At 67.6% G+C, this 23670-nt stretch carries 22 protein-coding genes and 2 pseudogenes; 10 read left to right on the top strand and 14 right to left on the bottom strand.

Going from position 1 to position 23670, the window contains the following annotated elements; translation table 11 throughout:
- Window positions 1-59: 59 nt before the first annotated feature.
- The 8 genes and pseudogenes from DEO45_RS04615 to DEO45_RS04580 all read left to right on the top strand — a co-directional run bounded on the left by DEO45_RS04615 (window position 60) and on the right by DEO45_RS04580 (window position 6466).
- Window positions 60-1436, top strand: a complete 1377-nt coding sequence (locus tag DEO45_RS04615; RefSeq protein ID WP_189339676.1) for a hypothetical protein — start codon at window positions 60-62, stop codon at window positions 1434-1436.
- A gap of 378 nt (window positions 1437-1814) precedes the next feature.
- On the top strand, window positions 1815-2537 hold the full coding sequence (locus tag DEO45_RS04610; protein ID WP_114341109.1) for an ABC transporter ATP-binding protein: 723 nt from the start codon (window positions 1815-1817) through the stop codon (window positions 2535-2537).
- Entirely contained in the window at window positions 2537-3475 is a 939-nt protein-coding gene (locus DEO45_RS04605; protein WP_114341108.1) for an efflux RND transporter periplasmic adaptor subunit, read from the top strand. The genes DEO45_RS04610 and DEO45_RS04605 overlap by 1 nt, the downstream gene beginning before the upstream one ends.
- Window positions 3475-4665 (top strand): ABC transporter permease, encoded by a 1191-nt coding sequence (locus DEO45_RS04600; RefSeq protein WP_114341107.1) that lies wholly within the window; start codon window positions 3475-3477, stop codon window positions 4663-4665. Before DEO45_RS04605 ends, DEO45_RS04600 begins: the two co-directional genes overlap by 1 nt.
- A 27-nt stretch (window positions 4666-4692) precedes the next feature.
- Window positions 4693-4887 (top strand): annotated as a pseudogene (locus tag DEO45_RS04595) (DUF1778 domain-containing protein); the annotation flags it as partial.
- A gap of 3 nt (window positions 4888-4890) precedes the next feature.
- Entirely contained in the window at window positions 4891-5145 is a 255-nt protein-coding gene (locus tag DEO45_RS04590) for a hypothetical protein (protein WP_114341105.1), read from the top strand.
- Window positions 5146-5292: 147 nt separating this feature from the next.
- Window positions 5293-5433, top strand: a pseudogene (locus tag DEO45_RS04585) (glutamate-5-semialdehyde dehydrogenase); the annotation flags it as partial.
- Between the two features lie 289 nt (window positions 5434-5722).
- Entirely contained in the window at window positions 5723-6466 is a 744-nt protein-coding gene (locus DEO45_RS04580) for a PEP-CTERM sorting domain-containing protein (RefSeq protein ID WP_189339675.1), read from the top strand.
- An 89-nt stretch (window positions 6467-6555) separates the two neighbouring features.
- Here DEO45_RS04580 and DEO45_RS04575 read toward each other — a convergent pair whose 3' ends face one another.
- The 7 genes from DEO45_RS04575 to DEO45_RS04545 form a co-directional block, all read right to left on the bottom strand.
- Complete coding sequence (locus DEO45_RS04575; RefSeq protein WP_147269681.1) at window positions 6556-8343, bottom strand: tetratricopeptide repeat protein; 1788 nt, start codon at window positions 8341-8343, stop codon at window positions 6556-6558.
- A gap of 182 nt (window positions 8344-8525) precedes the next feature.
- Entirely contained in the window at window positions 8526-9803 is a 1278-nt protein-coding gene (gene kynU, locus DEO45_RS04570; protein WP_114341102.1) for a kynureninase, read from the bottom strand.
- A gap of 163 nt (window positions 9804-9966) precedes the next feature.
- The gene (locus DEO45_RS04565) at window positions 9967-10485 is read right to left on the bottom strand and encodes a hypothetical protein (RefSeq protein WP_114341101.1); all 519 of its coding nucleotides are present in this window, start codon (window positions 10483-10485) and stop codon (window positions 9967-9969) included.
- Complete coding sequence (locus tag DEO45_RS04560; RefSeq protein WP_114341100.1) at window positions 10482-11516, bottom strand: amidohydrolase family protein; 1035 nt, start codon at window positions 11514-11516, stop codon at window positions 10482-10484. Before DEO45_RS04560 ends, DEO45_RS04565 begins: the two co-directional genes overlap by 4 nt.
- 58 nt (window positions 11517-11574) lie before the next feature.
- Window positions 11575-13659, bottom strand: coding sequence for an FUSC family protein (locus DEO45_RS04555; RefSeq protein ID WP_114341098.1), 2085 nt, complete (start codon window positions 13657-13659; stop codon window positions 11575-11577).
- Between the two features lie 83 nt (window positions 13660-13742).
- On the bottom strand, window positions 13743-14306 hold the full coding sequence (gene efpL / locus DEO45_RS04550) for an elongation factor P-like protein EfpL (RefSeq protein WP_114341096.1): 564 nt from the start codon (window positions 14304-14306) through the stop codon (window positions 13743-13745).
- A gap of 106 nt (window positions 14307-14412) precedes the next feature.
- Window positions 14413-15180 (bottom strand): SDR family NAD(P)-dependent oxidoreductase, encoded by a 768-nt coding sequence (locus DEO45_RS04545; protein ID WP_114341095.1) that lies wholly within the window; start codon window positions 15178-15180, stop codon window positions 14413-14415.
- A gap of 199 nt (window positions 15181-15379) precedes the next feature.
- Between DEO45_RS04545 and DEO45_RS04540 the strand changes: the two genes are divergently transcribed.
- Window positions 15380-15838: an RcnB family protein gene (locus DEO45_RS04540; protein WP_114341093.1), complete on the top strand. Its 459-nt coding sequence runs from the start codon at window positions 15380-15382 to the stop codon at window positions 15836-15838.
- A gap of 204 nt (window positions 15839-16042) precedes the next feature.
- Here DEO45_RS04540 and DEO45_RS04535 read toward each other — a convergent pair whose 3' ends face one another.
- The gene (locus tag DEO45_RS04535) at window positions 16043-16618 is read right to left on the bottom strand and encodes a GNAT family N-acetyltransferase (RefSeq protein WP_114341091.1); all 576 of its coding nucleotides are present in this window, start codon (window positions 16616-16618) and stop codon (window positions 16043-16045) included.
- Window positions 16619-16623: 5 nt separating this feature from the next.
- A complete protein-coding gene (locus tag DEO45_RS04530) occupies window positions 16624-17112 on the bottom strand; it encodes a GNAT family N-acetyltransferase (protein ID WP_114341090.1) in 489 nt (162 codons plus the stop codon).
- Window positions 17113-17400: 288 nt separating this feature from the next.
- On the opposite strand from DEO45_RS04530, the gene DEO45_RS04520 reads away from it, so the two are divergent.
- Window positions 17401-17877 (top strand): NUDIX hydrolase, encoded by a 477-nt coding sequence (locus tag DEO45_RS04520; RefSeq protein WP_114341323.1) that lies wholly within the window; start codon window positions 17401-17403, stop codon window positions 17875-17877.
- Window positions 17878-17896: 19 nt separating this feature from the next.
- On the opposite strand, the gene DEO45_RS04515 is transcribed toward DEO45_RS04520, so the two are convergent.
- The 5 genes from DEO45_RS04515 to DEO45_RS04495 all read right to left on the bottom strand — a co-directional run bounded on the left by DEO45_RS04515 (window position 17897) and on the right by DEO45_RS04495 (window position 23656).
- The gene (locus tag DEO45_RS04515; RefSeq protein WP_114341322.1) at window positions 17897-19213 is read right to left on the bottom strand and encodes a metal-dependent hydrolase family protein; all 1317 of its coding nucleotides are present in this window, start codon (window positions 19211-19213) and stop codon (window positions 17897-17899) included.
- A 64-nt stretch (window positions 19214-19277) separates the two neighbouring features.
- Window positions 19278-20180, bottom strand: coding sequence for a hydroxymethylglutaryl-CoA lyase (locus DEO45_RS04510; RefSeq protein WP_114341089.1), 903 nt, complete (start codon window positions 20178-20180; stop codon window positions 19278-19280).
- Between the two features lie 116 nt (window positions 20181-20296).
- The gene (locus DEO45_RS04505; RefSeq protein ID WP_114341088.1) at window positions 20297-22285 is read right to left on the bottom strand and encodes an acetyl/propionyl/methylcrotonyl-CoA carboxylase subunit alpha; all 1989 of its coding nucleotides are present in this window, start codon (window positions 22283-22285) and stop codon (window positions 20297-20299) included.
- 62 nt (window positions 22286-22347) lie between these two features.
- Complete coding sequence (locus DEO45_RS04500) at window positions 22348-22836, bottom strand: cupin domain-containing protein (RefSeq protein WP_114341087.1); 489 nt, start codon at window positions 22834-22836, stop codon at window positions 22348-22350.
- A gap of 28 nt (window positions 22837-22864) precedes the next feature.
- The gene (locus tag DEO45_RS04495) at window positions 22865-23656 is read right to left on the bottom strand and encodes an enoyl-CoA hydratase-related protein (protein WP_114341086.1); all 792 of its coding nucleotides are present in this window, start codon (window positions 23654-23656) and stop codon (window positions 22865-22867) included.
- Between the last annotated feature and the right edge of the window lie 14 nt (window positions 23657-23670).

Raw genomic sequence — 23670 nt, 5'->3', positions numbered from 1 at the left:
GGCTGCTGCGGCATGTTCAGACCGCCATCACCGCTGTCCCTCCCTCCAAGGAGTATCGAATGACTCCGCCTGTCGTGCCGATTGCCTCCCTCATGGATCTCGTATCGGCCCTTTCCGGGCCGGGTCCGCGCACGCTCGAACTGCAGACCTCGGTGGCGTGTCCCTTTTCCATCAGCCTGCCACCGGGGTTCGTGCTGACGGGCAGGGACAGGGACAGCTGCCTGCTGGTCTTCGGCAACGGCGACGGCATCGGGCTCACCGCCGACAACCGCGTGGCGCAGCTCACCGTGGTTGCCACGCCGGCCGCCCGCGCGATCTACACCCAGACGGGCCTCGCCGACATGGGGCGCATCGCTCTGGAAGACCTGACCGTCACCGGACAGGTTTCCATCATCACCCGTGCCGGCACCGACAAGCTGGACCTGGGGGTGGACAAGCTGCACATCGCCGCCTGCGATTGCCGCCGGTACAGCGAGCAGCCGCAGAAGTACGGTGTCAACGTGTACCAGGGTGCCTTGACCGTATACAACTTCAGCGGCGACACGAAATCGACCATCCGTGCCTCGCTCACCGACATCTCCGTGGGCGCCAAGAATGCGCCGGTGCTCGGCTCGGGCATCTTCGTGAGCGGCTTCGGCGACCAGGGCGGCTGGGTGCAAGTCGACAAGCTCACCACCGGCGCGGTGTATTCGTGCGGCATGCTGCCCTATGGCACCGCGGACATCATCACCGCCGGCGTGTTCATCGTGTATGGCGCGAACGCGAAACTCGTGGAGCATTTCGGCGAAGTCGTCACCTACGGCGTGAACGACATGGTGCTGGACACCTGGGGCACGGTCGAGCAGTGGATCGCGCATGCACCGGTGGTCTCCTACGGTCCCAGCGGCATCGGCTTCGTCAACTTCGGCACGGTGGGCCACTTCGTCGCCGAGCGCGAGATCGTCACGCATGGCCTGGGTGCGCGCGGATTCAACCAGTACGACGGCACGGTGAAGCACATCCGCTTCAAGTCGATCGAGACCTTCGGCGACGGCTCCATCGGCATCCAGGTGAGCAAGCCGGTCGGCACCATCGTGGTCGACGAGGGCATCACCACGCATGGCTCGGTCGGCAACACCCTGGTCAAGGGCGTCAACATGCAGCTGCCGGCCGAGGCCTTCAGCGTCAAGCCCGGCGGCAGTGTCGAGAAGCTGGAGGTGCACGGCGACCTCGTCACCCACGGCGCCAACGTCACCACCTACGCTGTCGAAGGCGGCAAGGTCGGCGCGGTCGACATCAAGGGCAGCGTGCTTGCCCACGGCAAGGATTCCGACGCCGTGCTGGTCGCCGGCAAGGGCTCCACGCCGCTGACCAACGTGCGCGCCAGCGCGGCGGCCGGCAAGACGCTGGTGGTGGAAGACGGCGAAGTTACCGACCGGACCGGCTGGTCGGGCTAGCGCCGCCCATGCCCGCGCCGTCTCCGCGAACGCCAGTCGACGTGGCGGTGGTGCGCGGGATGGACGGGCGGATCACGACGGGTTTGCGCCACTCACCCATGATGCTGTGGTCCATCAGGCGGTCGAACAGGACGCGGCGGCGCTCGCGGCCAGCATTCCACGGATGAGCTGAAGAAGCCTTTCGCGCAGTTGCACCATGCCGGCGTGGCGGAGGATCCGCAGCGACATGCGCAGCGACGCCAGCGCCGGAATCGGCGTGCTGGAGAGTCGCCGGCCGCTGGTGGCTGCGCGAGATTTCTTGCGCAGCGTCCATGCCTTCCGCGTTCATGGTCGCGGGCTACAATCCGGCCTTGATACTCCTGAAGGCAGCAGTCATCGATGACAGGCGCAGACCAGGAACCCGCCGTGCGCTGCCGCGGCCTGACCAAGCACTATGGTTCGGGCAACGAGCGCGTGGATGCGTTGCGCGGCGTCGATCTCGATGTGCGCAGCGGGGAATTGCTGATGCTGGTGGGGCCGTCGGGTTGCGGCAAGACCACCCTGATCTCGATCATCACCACGATCCTCGACCAGGATGACGGCAGCTGCGAGGTGCTGGGCCGCGACGTTGGCCGCATGACGGAGGCGGAGCGGACGCGTTTTCGCGGCGAGTCCGTCGGTTTCGTCTTCCAGGCCTTCAACCTGCTGCCTGCGCTCACGGCGCTGGAGAACGTGTCGGTGCCGCTGCTGGTGTCCGGCGTGGCGCGGGAGGTGGCTGAGCAGCGTGCCAGGTCCGTGCTTGAGGAAGTCGGGCTGGGGGCGCGCGCCGATGTGCTGCCGCGCAAGCTCAGCGGCGGACAGCAGCAGCGCGTCGCCATCGGGCGTGCCCTGGTGCACGATCCGAAACTGGTGGTATGCGACGAACCGACCAGCAACCTCGATGCGAAGACGGGACACGAGATGATGGACATCCTGCGCGGCGTGGCCCGTGCGTCCGACCGGGCGCTCATCGTGGTCACGCACGACAACCGGACCTTCGATTACGCCGACCGCATGGCGCGCATGGAGGACGGGCGGATCGTCGAGGTCAGCGAGGGCGGGCGGCAGGGGGCGCAGTCGTGATGGCGCCATTCGAGAAGCGGATCTACCTGCTGTCTGGCCTGGCGCTGGCCGGCGCAATCATCGCAGTGGCAGTGGTCTTCCGCTCCGGCGATTCGGCCGTGGCGACGACCTCGGCCGCGCCGGTCGAACAGGTGCCGTTCGCCGACTATGTGGTCGGCACCGGCATCACCGAAACCGGCCTGGGCAACGTGTCGGTTGGCACCGCCGTGCCCGGGGTGGTCAGCGCGATCGCCGTGCGGCCGGGCGAGGAGGTCGAAGCCGGCGCTCCGCTCTTCAGGATCGACGACCGCGACCTGCAGGCGCGCCTGGGTGTGGCCAAGGCCGATGTCCGGCTGGCCCGGGCGGCCCTGGCGAAGCCCGTGCACCGGCTGGATTACCTCACGCACCTGCAGCGCCTCGACAAGGCTGCCCTCAGCGTCGAGGCGCTGACCAATGCCAAGGACGATATGGAGGCGGCCGCCTCCGCGGTGGAGACGGCTGCGGCGACCGAGCAGCAGATCGAAGTCGATATCGCCCGCGCGGAGGTCCATGCCCCCATCGCCGGACGCATCCTGCAGGTCAACGTGCGGGTGGGCGAGTTCGCGCCGGCAGGCGAGGTGGCCAAGCCGCTGGTGCTGATCGGCGACGACCAGCGCATGTACCTGCGCGTGGACATCGACGAGAACGACGCGTGGCGCGTCCGCCCGCACACGCAGGCGCGCGCGTTCGTGCGCGGCAATCCCCGCCTGTCCATCCCGCTGCGCTTCGAGTACATCGAGCCGTACGTCACCCCCAAGACGTCGCTGACCGGGCTGAGCACGGAGCGCACCGACGTCCGCGTGCTGCAGGTGATCTACAGCTTCGAGCGCGGCACGCTGCCGGTCTACCTCGGGCAGCAGATGGATGCCTTCATCGAGGTGCCGGCCGCGCCGGGCAAGCCGGCGGGCGGAAAGCGCTGATGTTCCGCATCGCGCTGAAGATGCTGGCGGCGGATCGCGCGAAGTTCGTGGGGCTGCTGTTCGGGATCGCGTTCACTTCCTTCCTGGTCACCTTCGCCGCCTCGTATTTCTGCGGCTTCATGACCAACGGCTTCGCGCTGATCTCCGAGAATGGCGCCACCGACGTGTGGGTGATGGACCCGGCGGTCCAGTCCGTGGAGCAGACCATCAACATGTCGGCATCCGCGCTGGACCGGGTGCGCAGCGTCGAGGGCGTCAGCCGCGCGGTGCCGCTGGCGCTGGGCAACGCGGACGTGCGTTTCGCGAACGGACAGTTCCAGACCTTCCAGGTGATCGGCGTGGACGATGCCTCGCTGGCCGGTGCGCCGGTGGTGCCCGGACGGAACCCGGACGAGCTACGCGCGCGCGATGCGGTGATCGTCGACGCGGGCGGCACCAGCGGCAAGCTGGAGACGCCGGCGCTGGCGCGGGACCAGTGGCCGCACGACGGCGCGCACCTGGATGCGCCGACGCGCGAGCTGCGCGGCGGCGACGAGCTGCTGGTCAACGAGCACCTCGTGCGCGTGCTGGGCCAGTCCTCGACCGTGCCGCGCTACCCGCCACGGCCGCTGCTCTACACCACGCTGTCCAACGCACTGCGCATCCTGCCGGTGGAGCCGCATACACTGACCTTCGTGATGGCGCGGACCGTGGCGGGCGCCTCGCCGCGCGAGGTGGCCAGGCGCATCGAGCAGCGCACGGGCCTGCGCGCGCGCAGCACGGCGGATTTCAAGTCCGACACGGTGCGCTGGTTCCTGGTCAACTCCGAGGACGTCGGCGACATCGCGGCGATGCTCACGCTGGCGATGACCATGGGTTTCGGCGTCACCGGCGTCATGCTCTACATGTTCACCTACGAGCACCAGAGCCAGTACGCCGTGCTCAAGGCACTGGGCACGCCGTCGGGAACGCTGACCGCGATGGTGCTGGCGCAGGCCGCGATGTGTGCCTTGCTGGGCACCGGCATGGGACTAGGCTTGTGCGGCATCGCCGGCGAGGTCGTCGTCCGGCTGGGATTCCCGTTCCGCATGATGTGGTTCACCCCGCTGGCGGGGCTGCTGGGCGTCGTCCTGGTGAGCGTGGCGGCCGCCTTGATCAGCGTGCGCCCGGTGGTGAAGCTGCAGCCGGCAGTGGTGTTTGCCGGTCGGTGAGCTGGCGGCGGCAGGCGCCGCGCCGCCGACTTGCGCGGCGTGCCGCTGTCCATCTTCGTGCGCGAGGCGGTACTGCGCGAGGCCGAGAACGTGATGGCTGCCGAGCTCTCGGTCACGCTGTCGGCGGAGGAGTCGCGTCGCTTCCTCGTTGCGCTGGGCAAGTCGTTTGCACCCAACGGGCGGCTGAAGAAGGCGATGGAACGCGGCCTGGCGCGGCGCTGAGCGGTGCTCGTCGTTCAACGGCTGGATGGCCGCATCCACGATCGCGCAGGCTTCGATTGCGGCGAGCTCTCGCTCAACCGCTACCTGCATGAGCTGGCCACCCAGCATCATCGTGCCGGCGCCGCCACCACGCATGTGATGGTCGATGGCACGTCACCATCGAAGATCTTCGGCTACTACTCGCTCGCCGCGGCGCAGCTGTCCCTGGGTGAGCTGGCGCTGGCGGACAGGCGCAACGCCGGACAAAGGACACCATGAACGCCGCCGAGGTCGGCGAAGCCGTCACGGTATCGGCGACCAAATACTCCGACGCGGCAAGCTTGCGGGATGGTTCGATTGAAGTTCGCCGCGCGCGTGGTGGACAGCTTCGACGACGCCATCGCCCACATCCGCCGCTACGGCTAGGCCTCCTCCCGCTTCAGCGACGGCTGGGAATTGGGCTTGAGTGCCGAGATCGACATCTCCACCACCCGCCTGCACGCCTGCGGGCCGATGGGTGCGGAGGCGCTCACGGTGGAGCGCTTCATGGTCTGCGGGGCAGGGTAACTCACAGCCCGAGTACACAAAATTCTACCTTTCAACCTGAGGGATGCGGAGGTTGCAGATCCGAAATCACCGTTTTGGCGATTCTGATCTGTCGGAATACTTTTCATTTTTGGCATGAAATCTGAAATGAAAAAATCCAATAACTAACAAAATCAATCGACTGGAAACATGGCATGCAATATGCCTTCAGTTAGGTCTCAGAGCGAGGCCTAGCGAGCCCTGATTCCATGGACGGCTGATGGATTCAGATTCCAGGGAAAGCCCTCACGGTTTTTTCAAGGGGTTGAACATGCATAAATCCTTGCTCACATCGCTAGCAGTGGGCTGCGGTGCATTGCTGGATCTGGTGTCCTTCGGCGCCAGCGCCTTACCCATCCACGTAGGACTTCAGGATGCTGCCGGCAGCCATAGCTGGACGTCTCCGGTCATCGGTGACCCGCACGGTACCGTGACCCTCACCGCCTGGGAATACGACAATCACGTCTGGAGCAACGCCGTCACGTCGTATAAATCTGGATCTGCCGCCGAAACGGGCATGGGCGTCACCTGCAACCAGCAACCATCCGGTAGCGAGTGCGGCGAGCTCGAGATTGGCGCCACGCCCTGGCAGATGCTGGACCTGAACATCAGCCAGCTCACCGGCTGGAAAAGCCTGACGCTGTATCTCGGCTCGGTCAACGCAGCAAGTTTGGGCGGTGATGAAACCGGCTATCTGCTCGGAGCCACTTGCACGGTGGGCGGTAGCTGCACGCCGATCGTCTTGGATAGCTGCACCGGCTTCGGCAACTGGCCCGGTCACGCGGCGCAGTGCATGCTCAACTTTACCGCCGCGGACCTTCTCGGCCAGAGCATCACCGATATCTGGGTTGCATCCAGCACCACGGACCAGAGCGGTACCGACAACGGCAACATTCTGTTGGGCAGCGATTTCGTCCTGAACACGGTGCCGGAGCCGAAGGCGTTGGGTATCTTCGGACTGGGTCTCCTGCTGATCGGCGTGTTCGTGGGTTTGCGCCGGCGCCGGGCTGGCTGACGGCCACAGCTTGAGGTTCGTTGACTTTGAGCAGCCCCCGTAGCAGGGGCTGCATTTTTGGCGCGTCCGGCATGTACGCCAGCGGTCGCTCAATGTCCGCTGGCGCTGACCGCCGCGGGCAACCGCTGGCTCGGCAATGGCAACCCCGCCTGCTTGCACAAGGCAGCAAAACGCGGATCGTGCTGGTAGGCAAGCGGGAAGGGGTCGAAGAGCAGGCTGAAAAAGGCCGGATCGTGTTGATTCCAGGCACGCTGAAGCCAGTCGAACATTTCGTCGGGTTGCTTGCGCAGTGCGTACAGGTCGGCGACGAAGTAAGGCTGATCCTTGCCGTTTTTGGCGATGTAATCGTGCAAGGCCGCGTCGGCCTGTTTGTGATGCGGACCGATCTGTTCCGCCAGTGAATGCACCAGCGATCCAAGTACCGGGTCGGTTTCCTGCTTCGCGTTGCGCAGCGCGGCGGCGGTATCGCCACGCAGGATGTCGATCTCGGCCAGGGTCGCATACATCCCCGGGAAATCCGGCTGCAAGGCCAGTACCTTGCGCGTCGCCTGTTCGGCAGCATCGAACTGGCCTTGCGCCAACAGTACGGCAGCCAGATTGGCATACCTGTCGGCTTTCAACGGATCCGTGGCGATGGCTTTGCGCATCAGCTCCGCCGCCGGCTGCAGTTGCCCGACGGTCGCCAGTCCGTAGGCCATGAAATTCATCGTTCTGCCATCGTTCGGTTCCAGCGCCAACGCCTTCCTGTATTCATCCAGCGCACCCACCGGATCGTTATCGACGTTCGACAACAAGTAACCGCGAGCACTGTAGGTAGCGGCCGCGTCCGGCATCAGCGCCTGCTGCCTGTCTGCCGCCTTGCGGGCTTGCTCGTACGCCTGTTGGCGCGCATCGCCGGTCATGGATATCTGCCCCTGATTGACCAAGGCAGTGGACAGTGCGCCCCAGGCATAGGCGTAGTTGGGTTCGAGCTTGATTGCCTGTTCGAGCAGCGCGATGCCTTGGCGCATGTCTGATTCGGTGAAGTGCACGGCAAACGCGCGCCCTTGCAGCATCAGCTGGTAAGCCTCGACATTGCCACCGGGCGGTTTGTCGCTTGAGATGATGGCCTTCCCCAGCAACTGGACTTTGAGCGCAGCGGCGACGGCCTGGCCGATCTTCGACTGGATCGCGAACACGTCTTTGAGCTGCTCATCGTAACTGTGCGACCAGACATTGCTGCCGTCCTTGGCGCGGATCATGCCCACCGTGACCCGAATGCGATCGCCTTGCTGGAACACCGACCCCTGGATCAGGTTGGCCACCCCGAGCGCCGCGCCGATCTGCGCCGGACTGTCCTCGGAATCGCGGAACTTGAAGCTGGAGTACTTGCCGATCACTTTCAGCCCGTTGATCTGGGTGAGGTCGGAGATCAGCTCCTCGGATAGGCCGTCGGAGAAGTACTGCCGCTTCGGATCGCCGCTTTCGTTGGCCAGCGGCAGCACGGCGACGGACTTGTCCGAGATCTTCGCCAGTTTGGCGGCAAGTGTCGCGGCATCGATCGTTGCTGTCGTGCGGGTTATGGCGACGGCATCGTGGGCAACCGGCGCCACACGCCACATCAGTGCGCTGCTGAGGATGACCAGACCTGCGACCGCCAGCATTTCGGAGCGCGGCATTTTCTGTGCGCTGCGCTCACCGTGATACCACGCCACTACCAGTACTACGAAGAACCCCATGATCAGCGCGAGTGTTATGCCTCGCCGCAAACCTTCCGGCCAGCCGAACTGCACGGCAATTACATCCAAGACGGGGATCAGTGCTATCGCCACGGCGGCGTAACCGATCGCCCATTGCACCAGCTTGTGCTGTCTCAGGCGGGCAAGGAACTCTTCCACGGCGTCACCTTCTCTGACTGTGGCGAGTATAGAGGCGGTTTGCCGTAATGCTGCAAGGTTGGTCGGCAGACGATGTCTGCCCAAAAGCTGGCTGGCGCGGGCGCAGTCAGCGTCGCCGGAAGCTGAGAGTCACGACTGTCGGCAAGGGGCGGCGGGCACAGGCAATCGACGTGTCGGGTGTGTCAGCCCCGACTCCACGCCCGAACCGCCTCCGCAAACGCCAGACAATCCGCAAACCGGTTGTACAGCGGCGCTGGCGAGATGCGGATCACGTCGGGTTCGCGCCAGTCGCCGATGATGCCGTGGTCCATCAGGTAGTCGAACAGGGCACGGCCGTGCTCGCGGCCGCCGATCACGCGAATGGAGAGCTGGGCGCCGCGGCGTTGCGGTTCGGCGGGGGTCACCACCTGCAGCACGTTGGCGAGTTGCGTCTGCACCAGCCATTCCAGGTAGCCGGTGAGTTGCAGCGACTTCTCGCGCAGTGCGCTCATGCCGGCACGGCGGAAGACCTGCAGCGACACGCGCAACGGCGCCAGGGCGAGGATCGGCGGGTTGGACAGCTGCCAGCCGTCGGCACCTGCCGTTGGCGCGAATTCGGGGCCCATCTGGAAGCGGGTGGCCTTGTCGTGGCCCCACCAGCCGGCGAAGCGCGGCAGCACGGCTTGCGCATGGCGTTCGTGCACGAACGCGCCGCCGATCGCGCCGGGGCCGCTGTTGAGGTACTTGTAGCTGCACCAGATCGCGAAGTCGGCGCCGCTGTCGTGCAGTTGCAGCGGCAGGTTGCCGACGGCATGGGCAAGGTCGAAGCCGACGGTGCAGCCGTGCTTGTGGCCGAGTGCGGTGATCGCCTCGAGGTCGAAGGCCTGGCCGGTGCGGTACTGCACGCCGGGCAGCAGCAGCAGCGCGATGCGCGAGCCATGTTTGGCCAGCGCGCGTTCGATCGCGGCGAGTGAGGTGGTGCCGTTGGGTTCGTCGGGCTGCAGTTCGATCAGCGCGCTGGCTGGATCGAAGCCGTGGAAGCGGATCTGCGATTCCACCGCGTAACGGTCGGTGGGAAATGCGCCGCCTTCGATCAGGATCGCCGGCCGCTCGGCGGTGGGGCGGTAAAAGCTCACCATCATCAGGTGCAGGTTCACGCCCAGGGTGTTCATCGCCACTACTTCGACGGGCTTCGCGCCGACCACGGCGGCGAGGTCGTCGCGCACGAACTCGTGGTAATCCATCCACGGCAGGCGGCCCTTGAAGTGGCCTTCCACGCCCAGCTCGCCCCAGTAGTCCAGTTCCGCGTTGACGGCTTCGCGCACCGCGCGCGGCTGCAGGCCCAGCGAATTGCCGCAGAAGTACGTACTGTCACGGCCTTCGTGCGGCGGGATCAGGAACTCGTCGCGGAACGCGCGCAGCGGGTCGGCGGCGTCCTGGGCATTGGCCCAGTCGGGGGTGGCTTCGAAACTTGCGGGCATCGAACGATCTCTTCGGTGTATTGGCTACTCCCCCCGTGTGCAGGGGGAGGTTGGCGACTGAAAGGAGTCCTTCAGGTGAGGGGTTGTCCGAGCTGGCGGGAAGATCAAGAGCAACCCCACCCCAACCCTCCCCTGCGGGGCAGAGGAGGGAGTCGATGGCAGGTTATTTCAGTTGCGCGGCGATCGCGTCGCAGCCCTTGTCAAAGGCGGCCTTCCAGTCGGCACCGGCCTGGGTCTGGCTGGGGCGCATGCAGCGCAGCTGGATCGCATGGCCGTTCTTGAACCAGTAGTGCTCGGTATAGCTGAAGGTGGCGGCGTTTTCCTGCGCGGTGTAGACGTTGCTGTTCGGACCCGGCGGCACCGCGGCGGCCTTGTAGCCGGGCAACGCCATGGCTTTCGCGGTGGCGTCGCTGCGGTACTGGTTGAAACCGTTGAGGTCGGCCACCTGCTTCACCGTGACGGTGACGCGGGCGAGGCTGTTCCTGCCGGTGGGCGACGGGTCGGGCACCTGGAATACGCGGGCTTCGGGGTCGCCCTGGGTTTCCATGATGCCGAGCCAGTTGTCCGGCGTGCTGAAGTGGACGCTGCCGTCGGCCATGCTGACGTCGGCGGCGCGTGCACCGCCGGCCAGCAGGGCGCTGGCGAAGGCGATCGCGAGGGTGGTGCTGCGCAGGAGGCTCATGCGGGTTCCTTCGGGATGGGATCGGGAGCGAAGCGGCGGCGGGGCAGACCCAGCCATTCCAGCGCGGTGCCGTGGAACAGGCGCGCACGGTCGGCTTCGTCCAGGCCCAGCGCCTCGATGCCGCTGCCGGGTTCCTGTTCCCCCAGCGGAAAAGGATAGTCGGTGCCGAGCATCACCTGGCGGGCGCCCGTCACATCCAGCAGATAGCGCAGCGCCTGGTCGTCGTGCACGCAGGAGTCGAAATAGAAGCGCTTGAGGTACTCGCGCGGATTGCGCGGGTTGTCGGTGGCGACCAGGTCGGGGCGCATCCGGAAGCCGTGCTCGATGCGGCCGATCGTCGAGGGGAAGCTGCCGCCGCCGTGGGCCAGCATCACGCGCAGCTTCGGCAGCCGCTCCAGCACGCCGCCGAAGACCAGGCAGCAGGCGGCACGCGACTGCTCGGCTGGCATGCCGACCAGCCACGGCATCCAGTATTTCGGCATGCTGGCCATGCCCATCATGTCCCAGGGGTGCACCAGCACCGCGGCGCCGAGATCGGCAGCAGCCTCGAAGAACGGGAACAGCTCAGGCGCATCCAGGTTCCAGTCGCCGCAGTGCGAACCGATCTGCACGCCCTGCAGGCCCAGCTCGTCGATGCAGCGTTCCAGCTCGCGCACGGCCAGTTGCGGCGCCTGCAGTGGCACGGTGCCGATGCCGGCGTAGTGGCGCGGGAAGTCGCGGCAGATGCCGGCCATGTGCTCGTTGAGGTGGCGGTGCAGTTCCAGCGCCTGGTGGCCGGGCGCCCAGTACGAGAACAGCACCGGCACGGTGGAGATCACCTGCACGTCGACGCCGAAGCGGGCGTAGTCGTCGATGCGCGTCTGCGGGTCGAACGCCGAATCCCACACTTCGCGGAAGAAGCGGCTGTCCTTGTAGATGCGGTGGCGCCCGTCGGTATGCGTCATCACCGGGAAGCGGTCATCGCCGTACTTGGCTGCGAGGTTCGGCCAGTCGCGGGGCAGGATGTGCGCGTGCGTGTCGATCTTCAGCATCCGCGCAGTGTAAAACCTCCGCGCCATGGCGTCGCGTTGCGCCCGCACATGCGCAAGGCTACGCCGAGGCGGGTACGTCCGGCCGGGTGCGGTTCGTCACGTGGGCCAGCGTGTTGATGTTGTCGACCAAGCGGTCGCTGATCCGCGTCAGCAACTCGGCGGCAGCGGGGTCGCCGCCTGCCTGCATCGTGGCGACCAGGTGGCGCTGCATTGCGCGCAGATCGGGCAGCGGGGCAGCCGGACGCCGTTCGCGCAAGGCGGCGGCAACCGTCCGCACGGCGCCGGCCGCCTGCTCTACGAAGCGGGAGATGCCTGCCGGTTCGGCCAGCGTGGCGAGATCGTCGAGGGTGGCTTCCAGCGTCATCGCGGTACGGGCGAGGCGGTTGCCGTTGGCGAACAGCGCGCGCGCCAGCGCCAGCAGTTCCGGCGGCGTGGCCGGTTCGGTGCGCATGCGGTCGATCGAGGCCTGCGCATTGGTGCGCGCGGTGCGCGCCGCAGTACGCGTGTCGTTGTGAATGGCGGTCTGCCCGGGCTGCGCCAGCGCCTGCAGGTAGCTGGCGTACGCATCCAGCATCACCGCCAGCGCGGCGCGCGCGCGGCCGCGCTCCCAGGTCGGCCACGCCACATAGGCGAGCAGGGCCATGCCGCAGCCGAGCGCGGTGTTGAGCACACGGTCGGATACGGCCAGGCCGGGGTTGACCCCTTCGAACGAGAGCAGGATCACCACGGTGCCGGTCAGTGCCGCCACTGCCATGCCGTAGTGCGCGCCGGCCAGGTAGCGGAACGCCATGCACAGCACCGCCATCAGCGCCAGGTGTGCCCACGGTTCGTCCGGCGTGATGTGCAGCAGCACGGTGGTGAGCACCAGCCCGAGCACGGTGCCAAGCACGCGCAGCAGGCCGAAATTGAAGGTGGCGGCGAAGTCCGGGCGCAGCACGATCGCCGCGGTCATCGGCAGCCAGTAGCCGTGCGGCAGTTGCAGCAGGCGAGAGATCCACAGGGCGGCGCTGAGGCAGACCGCCATGCGCACGGCGTGGCGGAACGCCACCGAACGCGGGGTGAGGCTGGCGCGCAGGGTGGCCCAGGGAGAACTGCTGCGCAGCGACGTGGGCAGCCGGGTTTCCGCGGCACTGGCGCGCAGTTCGCCGCTGCTGCCGGCCCAGTCGGCGTTGCGCACCGCGGCGGCCAGCTGGCCGGCCAGTGCATGGATATGCGCGGCCAGGCCGTCGGCGTCGCCGCCGCTGTCGAGCAGGGCGTGCTCGCTGGCGCGCAGGGTCTGCAGCGCATGGTCGGCCTGTTCGGGCGAGTCGCCGCGTTCCAGCGCTTCGGCGATCGTCGCCAGCACGCGGGCGGCATCGCCGCGGAACAGCGCATGGATGGCGGGGGCGGCGTGCAATGCGCTCATCGCGGTGAGTTCCAGCCGGATCCGCTCGGCCAGTTCCAGCAGCACGCCGAACGCTTCCATCGCGCGGCCATGCGCGCGGTCGCGGCCGAGCAGGGTGTGCTGCAGCGTGGTCATCGCCTCGGTCAATGCGGGCACGTCGGCCTCGTCATGCGACGGCTGCCTGGCCAGTTCCGCCAGCCCCGTGTACACGTTGGCCAGTGCCATGCGCTCCGGCCAGTAACGCTGCAGCGGCCACGCCGCCAGCGAGAACACCATCAGCAGCAAGCCGCCGGCGAAAATCAGTGCCGCGCCACCCAGTGCGTGAGCGAGCGAGGTCGGGGTCGACGCAGTGATCACCAGCAGGATCATGCTGGTCATGCCGACCCGCGCGGTATCCGTGCCGAACACCACCAGCAGGCCGCCGAAGAAGCCGCAGGCGGCGGTGGCGAGCAGGATCGGCAGCAACTGGCCGCCGATCAGGAAACCCACCAGGGCGGCGAGGCCGGCGGCCAGGGACGCCAGCAGCAGTTGCCGCAGGCGCTGGCGGTAGGGCCCGGGCTGGTCGGAGAACATCGTGTCCAGTGCGCCGGCGGCCACGCCCAGTCCGACCTGCGGATGGCCGGTTGCCATGCCTGCGGCCAGCGGCAGCACCACCGCCGCGGTATTGCGCAGCACCACCCGCCACGGCACGTCCGGCCGCTTGATCGCGGTCAGGCTCTCAATCGCATGCGCGCGTAGCGAATAGGCGCTGGAGGACATGGGGCGGGAAGCGGGTGAAGAGGGGCGGGAGTCGAGTATGACAAAACCACCCGTTCCTCACTCCCTTCCACTTGTTCCTGCTCTCAGGCTCTGCCGGCGAACTCGCCGGTCAGCGTATTCACCCACACCTTTTCGTCGTTGGTGATGTACTCGGGCACCTGGATCTCGATGCCGGTGTCGAGCTTGGCCGGCTTGGTGCGCTTGGTGGCACTGGAGCCCTTCATTTCGGGCGCGGTATCGACCACGGTCAGCACCACGCTGGTAGGGACCTGCAGGCCGACCGGCGCGTCGTCGATCAGCTGCACGTAGTAGCCTTCGACGCTCTCGACGATGTAGCCGGCGTTGTCGCCCACCAGTTCCGGCGACAGCAGGTACTGGGTGTAATCCTCGGCGTCCATGAAGACGAACGCGCCGTCGTCCATGTAGGAGAAGTTCGCGGCGCGGCGCACCAGATCCATTTCTTTCAGCTCGTCGTCGGCGCGCAAGCTGAGATCGAACTTGCGGCCGCCCGGGATCGAATACAGGGTGAAGCGGAAGGTGACATTGCCGCCACGCGCACTCGGCGAGCTGCGCTCGATGTCGCGCACCTGGTAGACGGTGCCGTCGTGTTCGACCACGTTGCCTTTCTTGACGTCGGAAGCTTTCATAGGGGCAGGAATGAGTTGAGAGAAGTGAGAAAAGAGAGAGAAGCGGCAGGTTCGGAGGGAGGCGAGCTTTTTACTCGTTCCTCACTCCTCTCCACTCACTTCTCGCTTACTTGGGTTGCAGCCGCACCGCGCCATCCAGGCGGATCGTCTCGCCGTTGATGTAGCGGTTGCCGAGGATGAAGGCGACGGTCTGCGCGAATTCCTCGGGTTTGCCCAGCCGCGAGGGGAACGGGATCGAGGCGGACAGCGACTGCTGCACGGACTCGGGCATGCCGTCCACCATCGGGGTCCAGAAGATGCCCGGCGCGATGGTCGCCACGCGGATGCCGAAGCGCGCCAGCTCGCGAGCCATCGGCAGGGTCATGCCGACCACGCCGCCCTTGGAGGCGGAGTAGGCGGCCTGGCCGATCTGGCCTTCGTAGGCGGCGACGCTGGCGGTGTTGACGATCACGCCGCGCTCGCCGTCCTCGCCCGCCGGGTTGCCCTGCATCAGCGCCGCGCCGGCCTTGGCCACGTTGAAGCTGCCGACCAGGTTCACCATCACGGTAGTGGCGAAGGTGGAAAGCGGCATCGCGCCTTCCTTGCCCAGCACGCGGCCGGCGCCGAGGATGCCGGCGCAGTTCATTACCACGTTGAGGCCGCCCATTGCATGGTGCGCGGCGGCCACGTTGGTGGCGACGCCGTCCTCGGAGGTGACGTCGGTGCGGAAGAAGCGCGCGGCCTTGCCCAGTTCCCGCGCAGCGCCCTGGCCCTTGTCCTCGTTGACATCGAACAGCGCGACCTGGCCGCCGTTCGCCACCAGGTGCTGCGCCACCGCGTGGCCGAGACCGGAGGCGCCGCCGGTGATGATTGCCTTGACCTGATCCAGCTGCATGGGGAATCCTTGGGTAACCGGTGCCGAAAGGCCGCCATGGTAGCCGACCGGCGCAGGTTGCTGCAGGCTGAACGCAAAACCTGCCATGGCAGTGGATTCACGCCGCGTTGGGGCAGCGGCGGCCATCTTGCACTCGAACCACCAGGCTGGTCCGGACTCGTCCGGGCGGTCTTTTTCCATCGAGGATGGGGAGCAACGTATGAAGAAGCTACTGGGTCTGTCTGCTGTTTTGGGGGCAATGCTGATGCTGGGCAGTGGCTCCGTGCTGGCACAAGGTCACGGACACGGCCGGGGGCACGGCGGGGACCGCAACGAACAGGATGACGGCAACCGTGATCGCGGCTACGACGATGATGGTGGCCGCTATGTGAGCAACGACGATGGCGACGACCAGGGACCGGGTCACGGCCATGGCCGCGGCCATGCCTACGGCCACTACAAGAACTGGCACGATCGCGGTCGCCACGAGGGCTGGTACAAGCGTGGCGGCTACCTGCCGGAGGAATACCGCAGCACCCGCTACGTGGTGTACGACTGGCGTGACGCCGACCTGCGCGAACCGCCGCGCGGCTATCGCTGGGTGCGCAGCGACAACGGCGATTACCTGCTGGTGGCGATCGCCACCGGCGTGATCGTCGACCTGCTGCTCGGCCACTGAGCCGGCTTGCAGGCATGACGGCGCGTCCGCATCGCGGGCGCGCCGTTTTTCATGCAACTCCTTGCGCAGGGCGGACACGGGCCACTGGCTCGGCTCCTCGGCGTCGTGGGGGACAGCCGTAGGGCGGGCACGGCCGCCGGCTCTGGCTCTTCGGCGTCGTGAGGAAGAGCGGCGAGCCGTGCCCGCCCTACGTGCGTTGGGAGTTCAGCGCCGGCTTTCCAGCAGCGCTTGCAGCTGCACAGGCGGCAGCCGGGGAAACGGGGTGACGGCCGCGGGTGGATTCGCGGCGACCTGCAGCTCCTTCTGCCAGACGCCCACGTCCCACCACTGCCCCAGCTTGTAACCGCACTGGCGCCACACCCCCGCCGGGGTGAAACCCATCGCCTCGTGCATCTCCACGCTGGCCGTGCCGGGCAGCGTGATCACGCCGACCGCCTGGGTGATGCCCTGCAGTTGCATCACGTCCAGCAGCCCACCGTACAACCGGCGCGCGATGCCGCGACGGTGCGCGTCGGCGCGCACGTAGATCGAGGTCTCGGCGATCCAGTCGTAGGCGGCGCGTTCGCGGAAGCGTCCGGCGTACGCGTACGCCAGCACCTCGCCGGCTTCTTCCCACACCAGCCACGGGTAATGCTGCAGGCGGGCGCGCAGGCGCTCGCGCATGGCCTCCACGCCGGGCAATCCGGTTTCGAAGGTGGCCACGCCATCGAGGACCGAGGGCGCGTAGATCGCGTGGATGGCAGCGGCGTCTTCGTCGCGGGCGGTGCGGATGGCGGCCATGGCAGTCACAGTTCGCGGATGAAGAAGCGGTCGCAGCTGAAGTGTCCGGTGCCGCCCATCGGTGCGCACAACGGCGTGAAACCGCTGCGCTTGTACAACGCCTGGGCTGCGTCCATGCCGGTCAGCGTTTCCAGGTAGCAGCGCTGGAAGCCATGCGTGCGCGCCGCGTCCAGGCAGCGCTGCATCACCGCCGCACCTGCGCCGATGCCGCGCGCGGCAGGCAGGAAATACATCTTGCGCAGTTCGCAGACGTCCGTTTCGGCATTCTGCAGCGGCGCCACGCCGCCGCCGCCGATCACCACCCCGTCGCGCTCGACCACGAAATAGCTGCTGCGTGGCTGCGTGTAGGCCTCGCACATCGTGTCCACCTCGGCGTCGTGGATCGCAAAGCCGGGGCCGTCGGCGCCGAACTCGGGCATCACGGCGCGGATGATCGCGGCCATTGCCGCGTTGTCGGAAGGCTCGATCGGGCGGATCAGATAGTCGTGGGTCATGGAAACAAGGTGCGGGGAAAGGAGGAGGGTGTAGTGTGCCCGAGCTGGTGCCGTCCGGGAGTCGTGCCGTGCTGATCTACGATGCCATAAGCTCCGCGCCGCGTTGCCTGCGCATGTTCGTGCTGGAAAAACGCCTGCAGCTGGCGCGACGGTGGACGTGATGGCCGGCGGGAACCGCGAGCCCGCCTGGCTTGCGATCAACCCGGCCGGGCAGAACCGGCGCTGCGGCTGGACGACGGCCCGACGCTGGCCGAGCGCGGCGGCCAGTCGCCAGCCGCTGGCGTCGGCATGAGCTCCGCACCGGGCCTGCCTGTGCGATGCCGCATGGTGTCCGTGCTGGTGCTGCGCGGTACGGGCAGCGGCACCCGGATGCTGCTGGTGCGCCGCGCCGGCGCATACCTGGACGGCGTGTGGAGCTACGTCGCCGGCCATGTCGAGGCCGGCGAAACCGGCTGGCAGGCCGCGTTGCGCGAGTTGCGCGAGGAGACCCGCCTGCTGCCCGCGACGCTGCATGCGACCAGTTTCTGCGAGCAGTTCTATTCAGTGCGGAGCGACGGCATCGAGCTGGTGCCCGCCTTCGTGGCGCGCGTGGCCGACGACGTCGCGGTGCGTTTGAACGGCGAGCACTCCGCGTTCCGCTGGGCGACGTTCGACGAGGCGTGCGGGCTGCTGCCGTTCGGCAGCCAGCGCGACCTGCTCGCGCATGTGCGGCGCGAGTTCGTGGAGCGCGAGCCGTCCCCGTTCCTGCGCATCGCGCTCGACTGATCGACGCGCGCGCCTGCGGCTAGGGGCGGCGGTAGATGCTGCCGTCCTTCATCACGAACACCGGGTGCTGCAGGGCGTCGATGTGTGTGGCAGGGTCGCCCGCGAAGGCGGCAAGGTCGGCGGCCAGGCCCGGTGCGATGCGGCCGAGGCGCTGCGGCTGGCGCAGGATCTTCGCCGCCACGTCGGTGGCGGCGTGCAGCGCCTGCGCCGGCGTCATGCCGTCGACGACCATCGCGGCCGGCTCGCGCCAGTTCTCGCCGTGTGCGAACACGCCCACGTCGCTGCCATTGCCGATGGTGACGCCCAGCTTCAGCGCGGTGCGGAACGCGCGGGCGGCTTCCTGCATGGCTGGCGTGGGCGCCGACTGCCCAGGCACGTAGTGCTGGAAATACTCGGAAGTGGCTTCCACCGCGGTGAGCGTGGGCTCGTAGGCGATACCCTTCTGCTTCAGCAGGCGGAAGGTGGCCTCGCTGGCACCGTAGCCGTGCTCGATGGTGTCCACGCCCGCTTCCGCCGCGTTGCGCACGCCGGCCTCGCTGGCCGCATGCGCGGCGACCGGACGGCCGATCTGGTGGGCTGCCTCCACAATGGCTCTGATCTCGGCCGGGGACAGCGTGGGCATGGTCTGGCCGTGGTCGCCCACGCGGTAGTCGGCGTACAGCTTGATCCAGTCCGCGCCGCGCGCGGCCTGCTCGCGCACGGCCGCCACGGCGGCATCCACGCCGGTCACCGGCTGCGCGCCCTGCGGCAGGTCCAGGTCGGGACGGAAGCCGCGCGGCCCCGGCCCATAGCTGGCGGTGGCGACGATGGCGCGGGTGGCGACGAACATGCGCGGGCCGGGAATCAGCCCTTCCTCGATCGCGCGCTTGATCGACACGTCGGCGTAGCCGGCGCCCTCGGTGCCGAGGTCGCGCAGGGTGGTGAAGCCGGCGAGCAGGGTGTCGCGCGCGTGTCTGGCGGCTTCCAGCGTGCGGTAGTCCTGCGGCTCGGTGAGCACCTGGTCGTTCCACAGCGTCTCGTTGTACGGGTGCAGGAACAGGTGCGAGTGCAGGTCGATCAGGCCGGGCGTGAGCGTGGCGCCGGGCAGTTCGATGCGCTGGGCGTCGGCAGGGGCCTGGATGCTTTCGCGCGGGCCCACCGCGGCGATCGTGCCGTCGCGCACCAGCACGGCCCAGCCGGTGTGCGCGGCGTCGCCGTCGGCGGTCCACACCCGTTCGGGCAGCAGCAGCCAGTCGCCCTTGGGCGTGGTGCCAGCCGCCGTCGCGGGCGCGAGCACGGTGCACAGCAGGAGCAGCAGGAGTACCGTCGTTCGCCGGATCATCGGGCTTGCGCGCATCGTTTCCATCCCCTCGTCGATCGAGGTTTCGATCATAACGAGTCGCGCGAGTATCGCGGGCGAGTCAGCCGACGGCGGTGCGCGCCCGGGTGACCCGGCTGGCGGTTTCCTTGTGCAGTTGCGCGGCGAGCCAGGCGCCGGTGGCGACGAGCAGGTCGAGGTCGACGCCGGTTTCCATGCCCATCCCGTGCAGCATGTAGACCACGTCCTCGCTGGCCACGTTGCCGGTGGCGCCCTTCGCGTAGGGGCAGCCGCCGGTGCCGGAGACGGCGCTGTCGACCACGCGCACGCCTTCCTCCAGGCAGGCCAGGATGTTCGCCAGCGCCTGGCCGTAGGTGTCGTGGAAATGCACGGCGAGCGCGTCGATCGGCACCTCCTGCGCCACCGCATGCAGCATCGCGCGCGCCCTGGCCGGAGTGCCCACGCCGATGGTGTCGCCCAGCGAGATTTCGTCGCAGCCCAGCTCGTACATGCGTCGCGCCACGCGCACCACGTCGGCCACCGGCACCTCGCCCTGGTACGGGCAGCCGAGCACGGTGGAGACGTAGCCGCGCACCGTCACCTCGTCGGCCTGGGCCTGTTCCATCACCGGGACGAAGCGTTCGATCGATTCGTCGATCGAGGCGTTGATGTTCCTGCGGTTGAACGCTTCCGAGGCGGCGGTGAACACCGCGATGTCCGTGGCACCGGCTTCGCGCGCGCGCTCATAGCCCTGCAGGTTGGGCACCAGCACCGGGTAGCTCACGCCCGGCACCTTGCGGATGCCGCGAAACACCTCGGCCGCGTCGGCCAGCTGCGGTACCCACTTCGGGCTGACGAAGCTGGTCGCCTCGATCGTCTGCAGGCCGGTGGCGGAGAGCCGGTCGATCAGCGCGATCTTCACCTCGGCCGGCAGCAGGGTCTTCTCGTTCTGCAGGCCGTCGCGGGCGCCGACCTCGACAATGCGGACATGGTTGGACGGGTTCATGGGCGACTCCGGTAGAGGCGTGTAGGAGCCCGCTTGCGGGCGATGCTGTTGAATTGATCTTTGCTGCTGCTTCAGGGCAAGAGCATGGCCCGTGAGCGGGCTCCTAAGTGCGCGATTCAGTCGGCGAAGCGGACCAGCACCGCGTCCGCCTCGACAAACTCGCCCTGCGTGGCATTAATGCTTTCGATGGTGCCGGCGCGTGGTGCCTTCAAGGCCAGCTCCATCTTCATTGCTTCCATCACCAGCAATTCCTGGCCCTGTTCGACGGTATCACCGGCCTTGGCTTTCACCAGCACGACGCGACCCGGCATTGGCGTGATGATCTGGTTGCCGCCGGCGGCGTCTCTTGCTTCCCACGCGAAGGCGGCGGCACGGCTGAAGCTATAGCGCTGGCCATCGACGTCGTGCAGCAGCACGTGGGCAGCGTCGGCGCGCAGCGGCACGCGGCGCGATTCGCTGTCGAAGCGGGCGCTGAGGCAGTCGTCCAGCAGGCGTGCGCCGCGCACTTTGCCCGTGGCTTCACCGTGGCGCAGTTGATAGTTGCCGGCGTGGCCGTGGGCTTCGACATCGTAGCGTTGTTCGCGCGCGGTCAGTGCCACGATGCGCTTGCCGGCGTGGCCGATGCGCCAGGCGTCGGCGCGGGCCCAGGGCGAATGCGGGTCGACCGCGTCGCCGCTGATGCTGACCTCGTCGTGGAGCAGGGCGGCGGTGGCGGCGGCGAACAAAACGGTATCGCTTGGCACCACGTCGCCGAGCAGGAACTCTTCGAGGTGGCGATCCAGATAGCCGGTGTCGATGCGGCCTTCGATCACGACTGGATGGCGCACCAGCCGTTCGAGGAAACCGATGTTGGATTTCGGGCCGATGATCTCGCTGACGGCGAGCGCCTTGCGCATTCGCTGCAGCGCCTTCGGGCGATCCTCGTCCCACACGATCAGCTTGGCGATCATCGGGTCGTAGAAAATCGTCACGGTGTCGCCTTCGATCACGCCGCCGTCGAGGCGCACGTGCTCGGAAGGCGTTGGCAGGCGCAGGGTCTGCAGCTTGCCGGAACCGGGCAGGAAGTTCTGGTCGGGGTCCTCGGCATACAGCCGCACTTCGATCGCGTGGCCATGCGAAGCCACGTCTTCCTGGGCCAGCGGCAACGGCTCGCCATCGGCGATGCGCAACTGCCATTCAACCAGGTCCACACCGTGGGTCAGCTCGGTGACCGGATGCTCGACCTGCAGGCGGGTGTTCATTTCCATGAAGTGGAAATCGCCCGCGGGGCCGACGATGAACTCCACCGTGCCGGCGCCCACGTAGTTCACCGCGCGGGCGGCGGCTACGGCGGCAGCGCCCATGTCGGCGCGTTTTTCCGGGGTGAGGAAGGGCGAGGGGGTTTCCTCCAGCACCTTCTGGTAGCGGCGCTGCGCGGAACATTCGCGTTCGCCCAGATGGATGATGTTGCCGTGGCGGTCGCCGAAGATCTGGAATTCGATGTGGCGCGGATGCTCCACGTAACGTTCCAGCAGCATCGAGGCGTCGCCGAAAGCGGCCTGCGCCACGCGTTGCGCGGTGGCCAGCGCCTCGGGGAATTCGGCGTCCGAGCGCACGATCTGCATGCCCTTGCCGCCGCCGCCGGCCGAGGGCTTGATGATCAGCGGATAGCCGACCTTGTGCGCCTGTTCGGCGAGGAAGGCGTTGTCCTGGTTGTCGCCGCTGTAGCCGGGTACCAGCGGCACGTCGTGTCCGGCCATCAGTTGCTTGGCAGCGGCTTTGGAACCCATCGCCTCGATGCTCTCGGGGTCGGGGCCGATGAACACGATGCCGGCGTCCTTGCAGGCGCGCGAAAAGGCGGTGTTCTCGGACAGGAAGCCGTAGCCGGGATGGATCGCCTGCGCGCCGCTCTTTTTCGCGGCGTCGAGGATGGCGTCGATGCGCAGGTAGGAATCGGCCGGCAGCGGTCCGCCGATCGGCCACGCCTCGTCGGCCAGCCGCACGTGCTGCGCGTCCTTGTCCGCCTCCGAATACACCGCGATGCTGCGGATGCCCAGCTGTCGGCAGGTGCGGATCACGCGACAGGCGATCTCGCCGCGATTGGCGATCAGTACGCGTTCGAACATGTGGACTCCTTGGCAGGGGCAAAGCCCCGGAAACTTAGCAGATGCGGGGCGCAGCAAGGGCGCTATTCGCCTTCCCAATAGTCGTGTGCGTCGCCGGGCATGCCGATGTGGCGGAAAGTCCGTGGCTCGCCGTCGACGAAGGCACCGAACTTGCCCGAGTCGGGGTACTCGCATATTTCCACCGGCTCCATCGTGCTCACCGCCAGGTAGCGCAGTTCGGCGGTGCCGGTGTTGATGATCTGGTGCGCGGTTTCCGGTCCGCCCGGCGGGCAGGCCACCACGTCGCCCGCGCGCAGCGGGTAGCGCGCATCGCCGTGGCGCAGCTCGCCGGTGCCCTCGAGGATGAAGAACATCTCCTCTTCGTTGTGGTGGCTGTGGAACGGGCAGGCGCGCTTGCCAGGCGCCACCACGGTGAGGCGGTAGCCCAGTTTCCGGGCGCCGATGCGACTGGCGATCTCGCCCTTGCGCAGGTCATAGCGCGCCGCGGTGTCACCTTGCAGTGCGCCGGTCTGGACGACGACTTCATCGATGTTGAGCACGGGTCCGGTCATGTGGATTACTCGCGTCGCGTCGGGCGGGTCAACCGGTGATCCATGCCGGCGCGCGCTTGTCGAGGAAGGCCCCCAGCCCATGCTGGCCCTCCGGCGACACGCGCAGGCGGGCGATCAGCGCGGCGTTTTCGGTATCGATGCGTTCGGCTTCGGTCATCTCGGCGCCGCCGATGCGCAGCGCCAGCCGCTTCGCCTCGCGCTGGGCCAGCGGCCCGGCCTTGGCCAGCAGGTACAGCTGGCGCTCGATCGCCTCGTCCAGTTCGGTGCCGGCCACCACCGCATGCAGCAGGCCGATGCGCTGCGCCTCGGCGGCGTCGAACACCTCGCCGGTGACGAACAGCCGGCGCGCCTCGCGCAGGCCGATCGCGGCGACTACGTAGGGCGAAATCACCGCCGGCACCAGGCCCAGCTTCACTTCCGACAGCGCGAACTTGGCGCTGTCCACGCCGATCGCGATGTCACAGCAGGCAACCAGGCCCACGCCGCCGCCGTAGGCGGCGCCGTTGACGCGCGCGACGGTGGGCTTGGACAGGAACTGTAGGGTGCGCATCAGCCGCGCCAGGCGCAACGAATCCTCGCGGTTCTCCCGCTCGCTCGCGGCGGCCATGCCGCGCATCCAGTTGAGGTCGGCGCCGGCGGAGAAGCAGCTGCCGTTGCCGGAGAGCACCACCGTGCGCACGGCTGGATCGGCATCGGCGGCGGCCAGCGCCTCGGTGAGCGCGGCAATCAGCGCATCGTCGAACGCGTTGTGGATCTGCGGGCGGTTCAGGGTGAGCCAGGCAGCCGAGCCGCGGCGTTCGCTGAGGATGGAGTCGGTCATCGCGGATCCCGGGT

The organism is Rhodanobacter denitrificans (assembly GCF_003335105.1).
Taxonomy (GTDB): domain Bacteria; phylum Pseudomonadota; class Gammaproteobacteria; order Xanthomonadales; family Rhodanobacteraceae; genus Rhodanobacter; species Rhodanobacter denitrificans_A.
The sequence above is the reverse complement of the archived record's forward strand: the minus strand, read 5'-3'. Positions and strand labels throughout refer to the sequence as shown.

What these genes read in the sequence shown, in the direction of transcription:
- DEO45_RS04615 (WP_189339676.1), top strand. Translation starts at nt 60, where the DNA reads ATGACTCCGCCTGTCGTGCCGATTGCCTCCCTCATGGATCTCGTATCG.
- DEO45_RS04610 (WP_114341109.1), top strand. Translation starts at nt 1,815, where the DNA reads ATGACAGGCGCAGACCAGGAACCCGCCGTGCGCTGCCGCGGCCTGACC.
- DEO45_RS04605 (WP_114341108.1), top strand. Translation starts at nt 2,537, where the DNA reads ATGGCGCCATTCGAGAAGCGGATCTACCTGCTGTCTGGCCTGGCGCTG.
- DEO45_RS04600 (WP_114341107.1), top strand. Translation starts at nt 3,475, where the DNA reads ATGTTCCGCATCGCGCTGAAGATGCTGGCGGCGGATCGCGCGAAGTTC.
- DEO45_RS04580 (WP_189339675.1), top strand. Translation starts at nt 5,723, where the DNA reads ATGCATAAATCCTTGCTCACATCGCTAGCAGTGGGCTGCGGTGCATTG.
- kynU (WP_114341102.1), bottom strand. Translation starts at nt 9,803, where the DNA reads ATGCCCGCAAGTTTCGAAGCCACCCCCGACTGGGCCAATGCCCAGGAC.
- DEO45_RS04565 (WP_114341101.1), bottom strand. Translation starts at nt 10,485, where the DNA reads ATGAGCCTCCTGCGCAGCACCACCCTCGCGATCGCCTTCGCCAGCGCC.
- DEO45_RS04560 (WP_114341100.1), bottom strand. Translation starts at nt 11,516, where the DNA reads ATGCTGAAGATCGACACGCACGCGCACATCCTGCCCCGCGACTGGCCG.
- DEO45_RS04555 (WP_114341098.1), bottom strand. Translation starts at nt 13,659, where the DNA reads ATGTCCTCCAGCGCCTATTCGCTACGCGCGCATGCGATTGAGAGCCTG.
- efpL (WP_114341096.1), bottom strand. Translation starts at nt 14,306, where the DNA reads ATGAAAGCTTCCGACGTCAAGAAAGGCAACGTGGTCGAACACGACGGC.
- DEO45_RS04545 (WP_114341095.1), bottom strand. Translation starts at nt 15,180, where the DNA reads ATGCAGCTGGATCAGGTCAAGGCAATCATCACCGGCGGCGCCTCCGGT.
- DEO45_RS04540 (WP_114341093.1), top strand. Translation starts at nt 15,380, where the DNA reads ATGAAGAAGCTACTGGGTCTGTCTGCTGTTTTGGGGGCAATGCTGATG.
- DEO45_RS04535 (WP_114341091.1), bottom strand. Translation starts at nt 16,618, where the DNA reads ATGGCCGCCATCCGCACCGCCCGCGACGAAGACGCCGCTGCCATCCAC.
- DEO45_RS04530 (WP_114341090.1), bottom strand. Translation starts at nt 17,112, where the DNA reads ATGACCCACGACTATCTGATCCGCCCGATCGAGCCTTCCGACAACGCG.
- DEO45_RS04520 (WP_114341323.1), top strand. Translation starts at nt 17,401, where the DNA reads ATGAGCTCCGCACCGGGCCTGCCTGTGCGATGCCGCATGGTGTCCGTG.
- DEO45_RS04515 (WP_114341322.1), bottom strand. Translation starts at nt 19,213, where the DNA reads ATGCGCGCAAGCCCGATGATCCGGCGAACGACGGTACTCCTGCTGCTC.
- DEO45_RS04510 (WP_114341089.1), bottom strand. Translation starts at nt 20,180, where the DNA reads ATGAACCCGTCCAACCATGTCCGCATTGTCGAGGTCGGCGCCCGCGAC.
- DEO45_RS04505 (WP_114341088.1), bottom strand. Translation starts at nt 22,285, where the DNA reads ATGTTCGAACGCGTACTGATCGCCAATCGCGGCGAGATCGCCTGTCGC.
- DEO45_RS04500 (WP_114341087.1), bottom strand. Translation starts at nt 22,836, where the DNA reads ATGACCGGACCCGTGCTCAACATCGATGAAGTCGTCGTCCAGACCGGC.
- DEO45_RS04495 (WP_114341086.1), bottom strand. Translation starts at nt 23,656, where the DNA reads ATGACCGACTCCATCCTCAGCGAACGCCGCGGCTCGGCTGCCTGGCTC.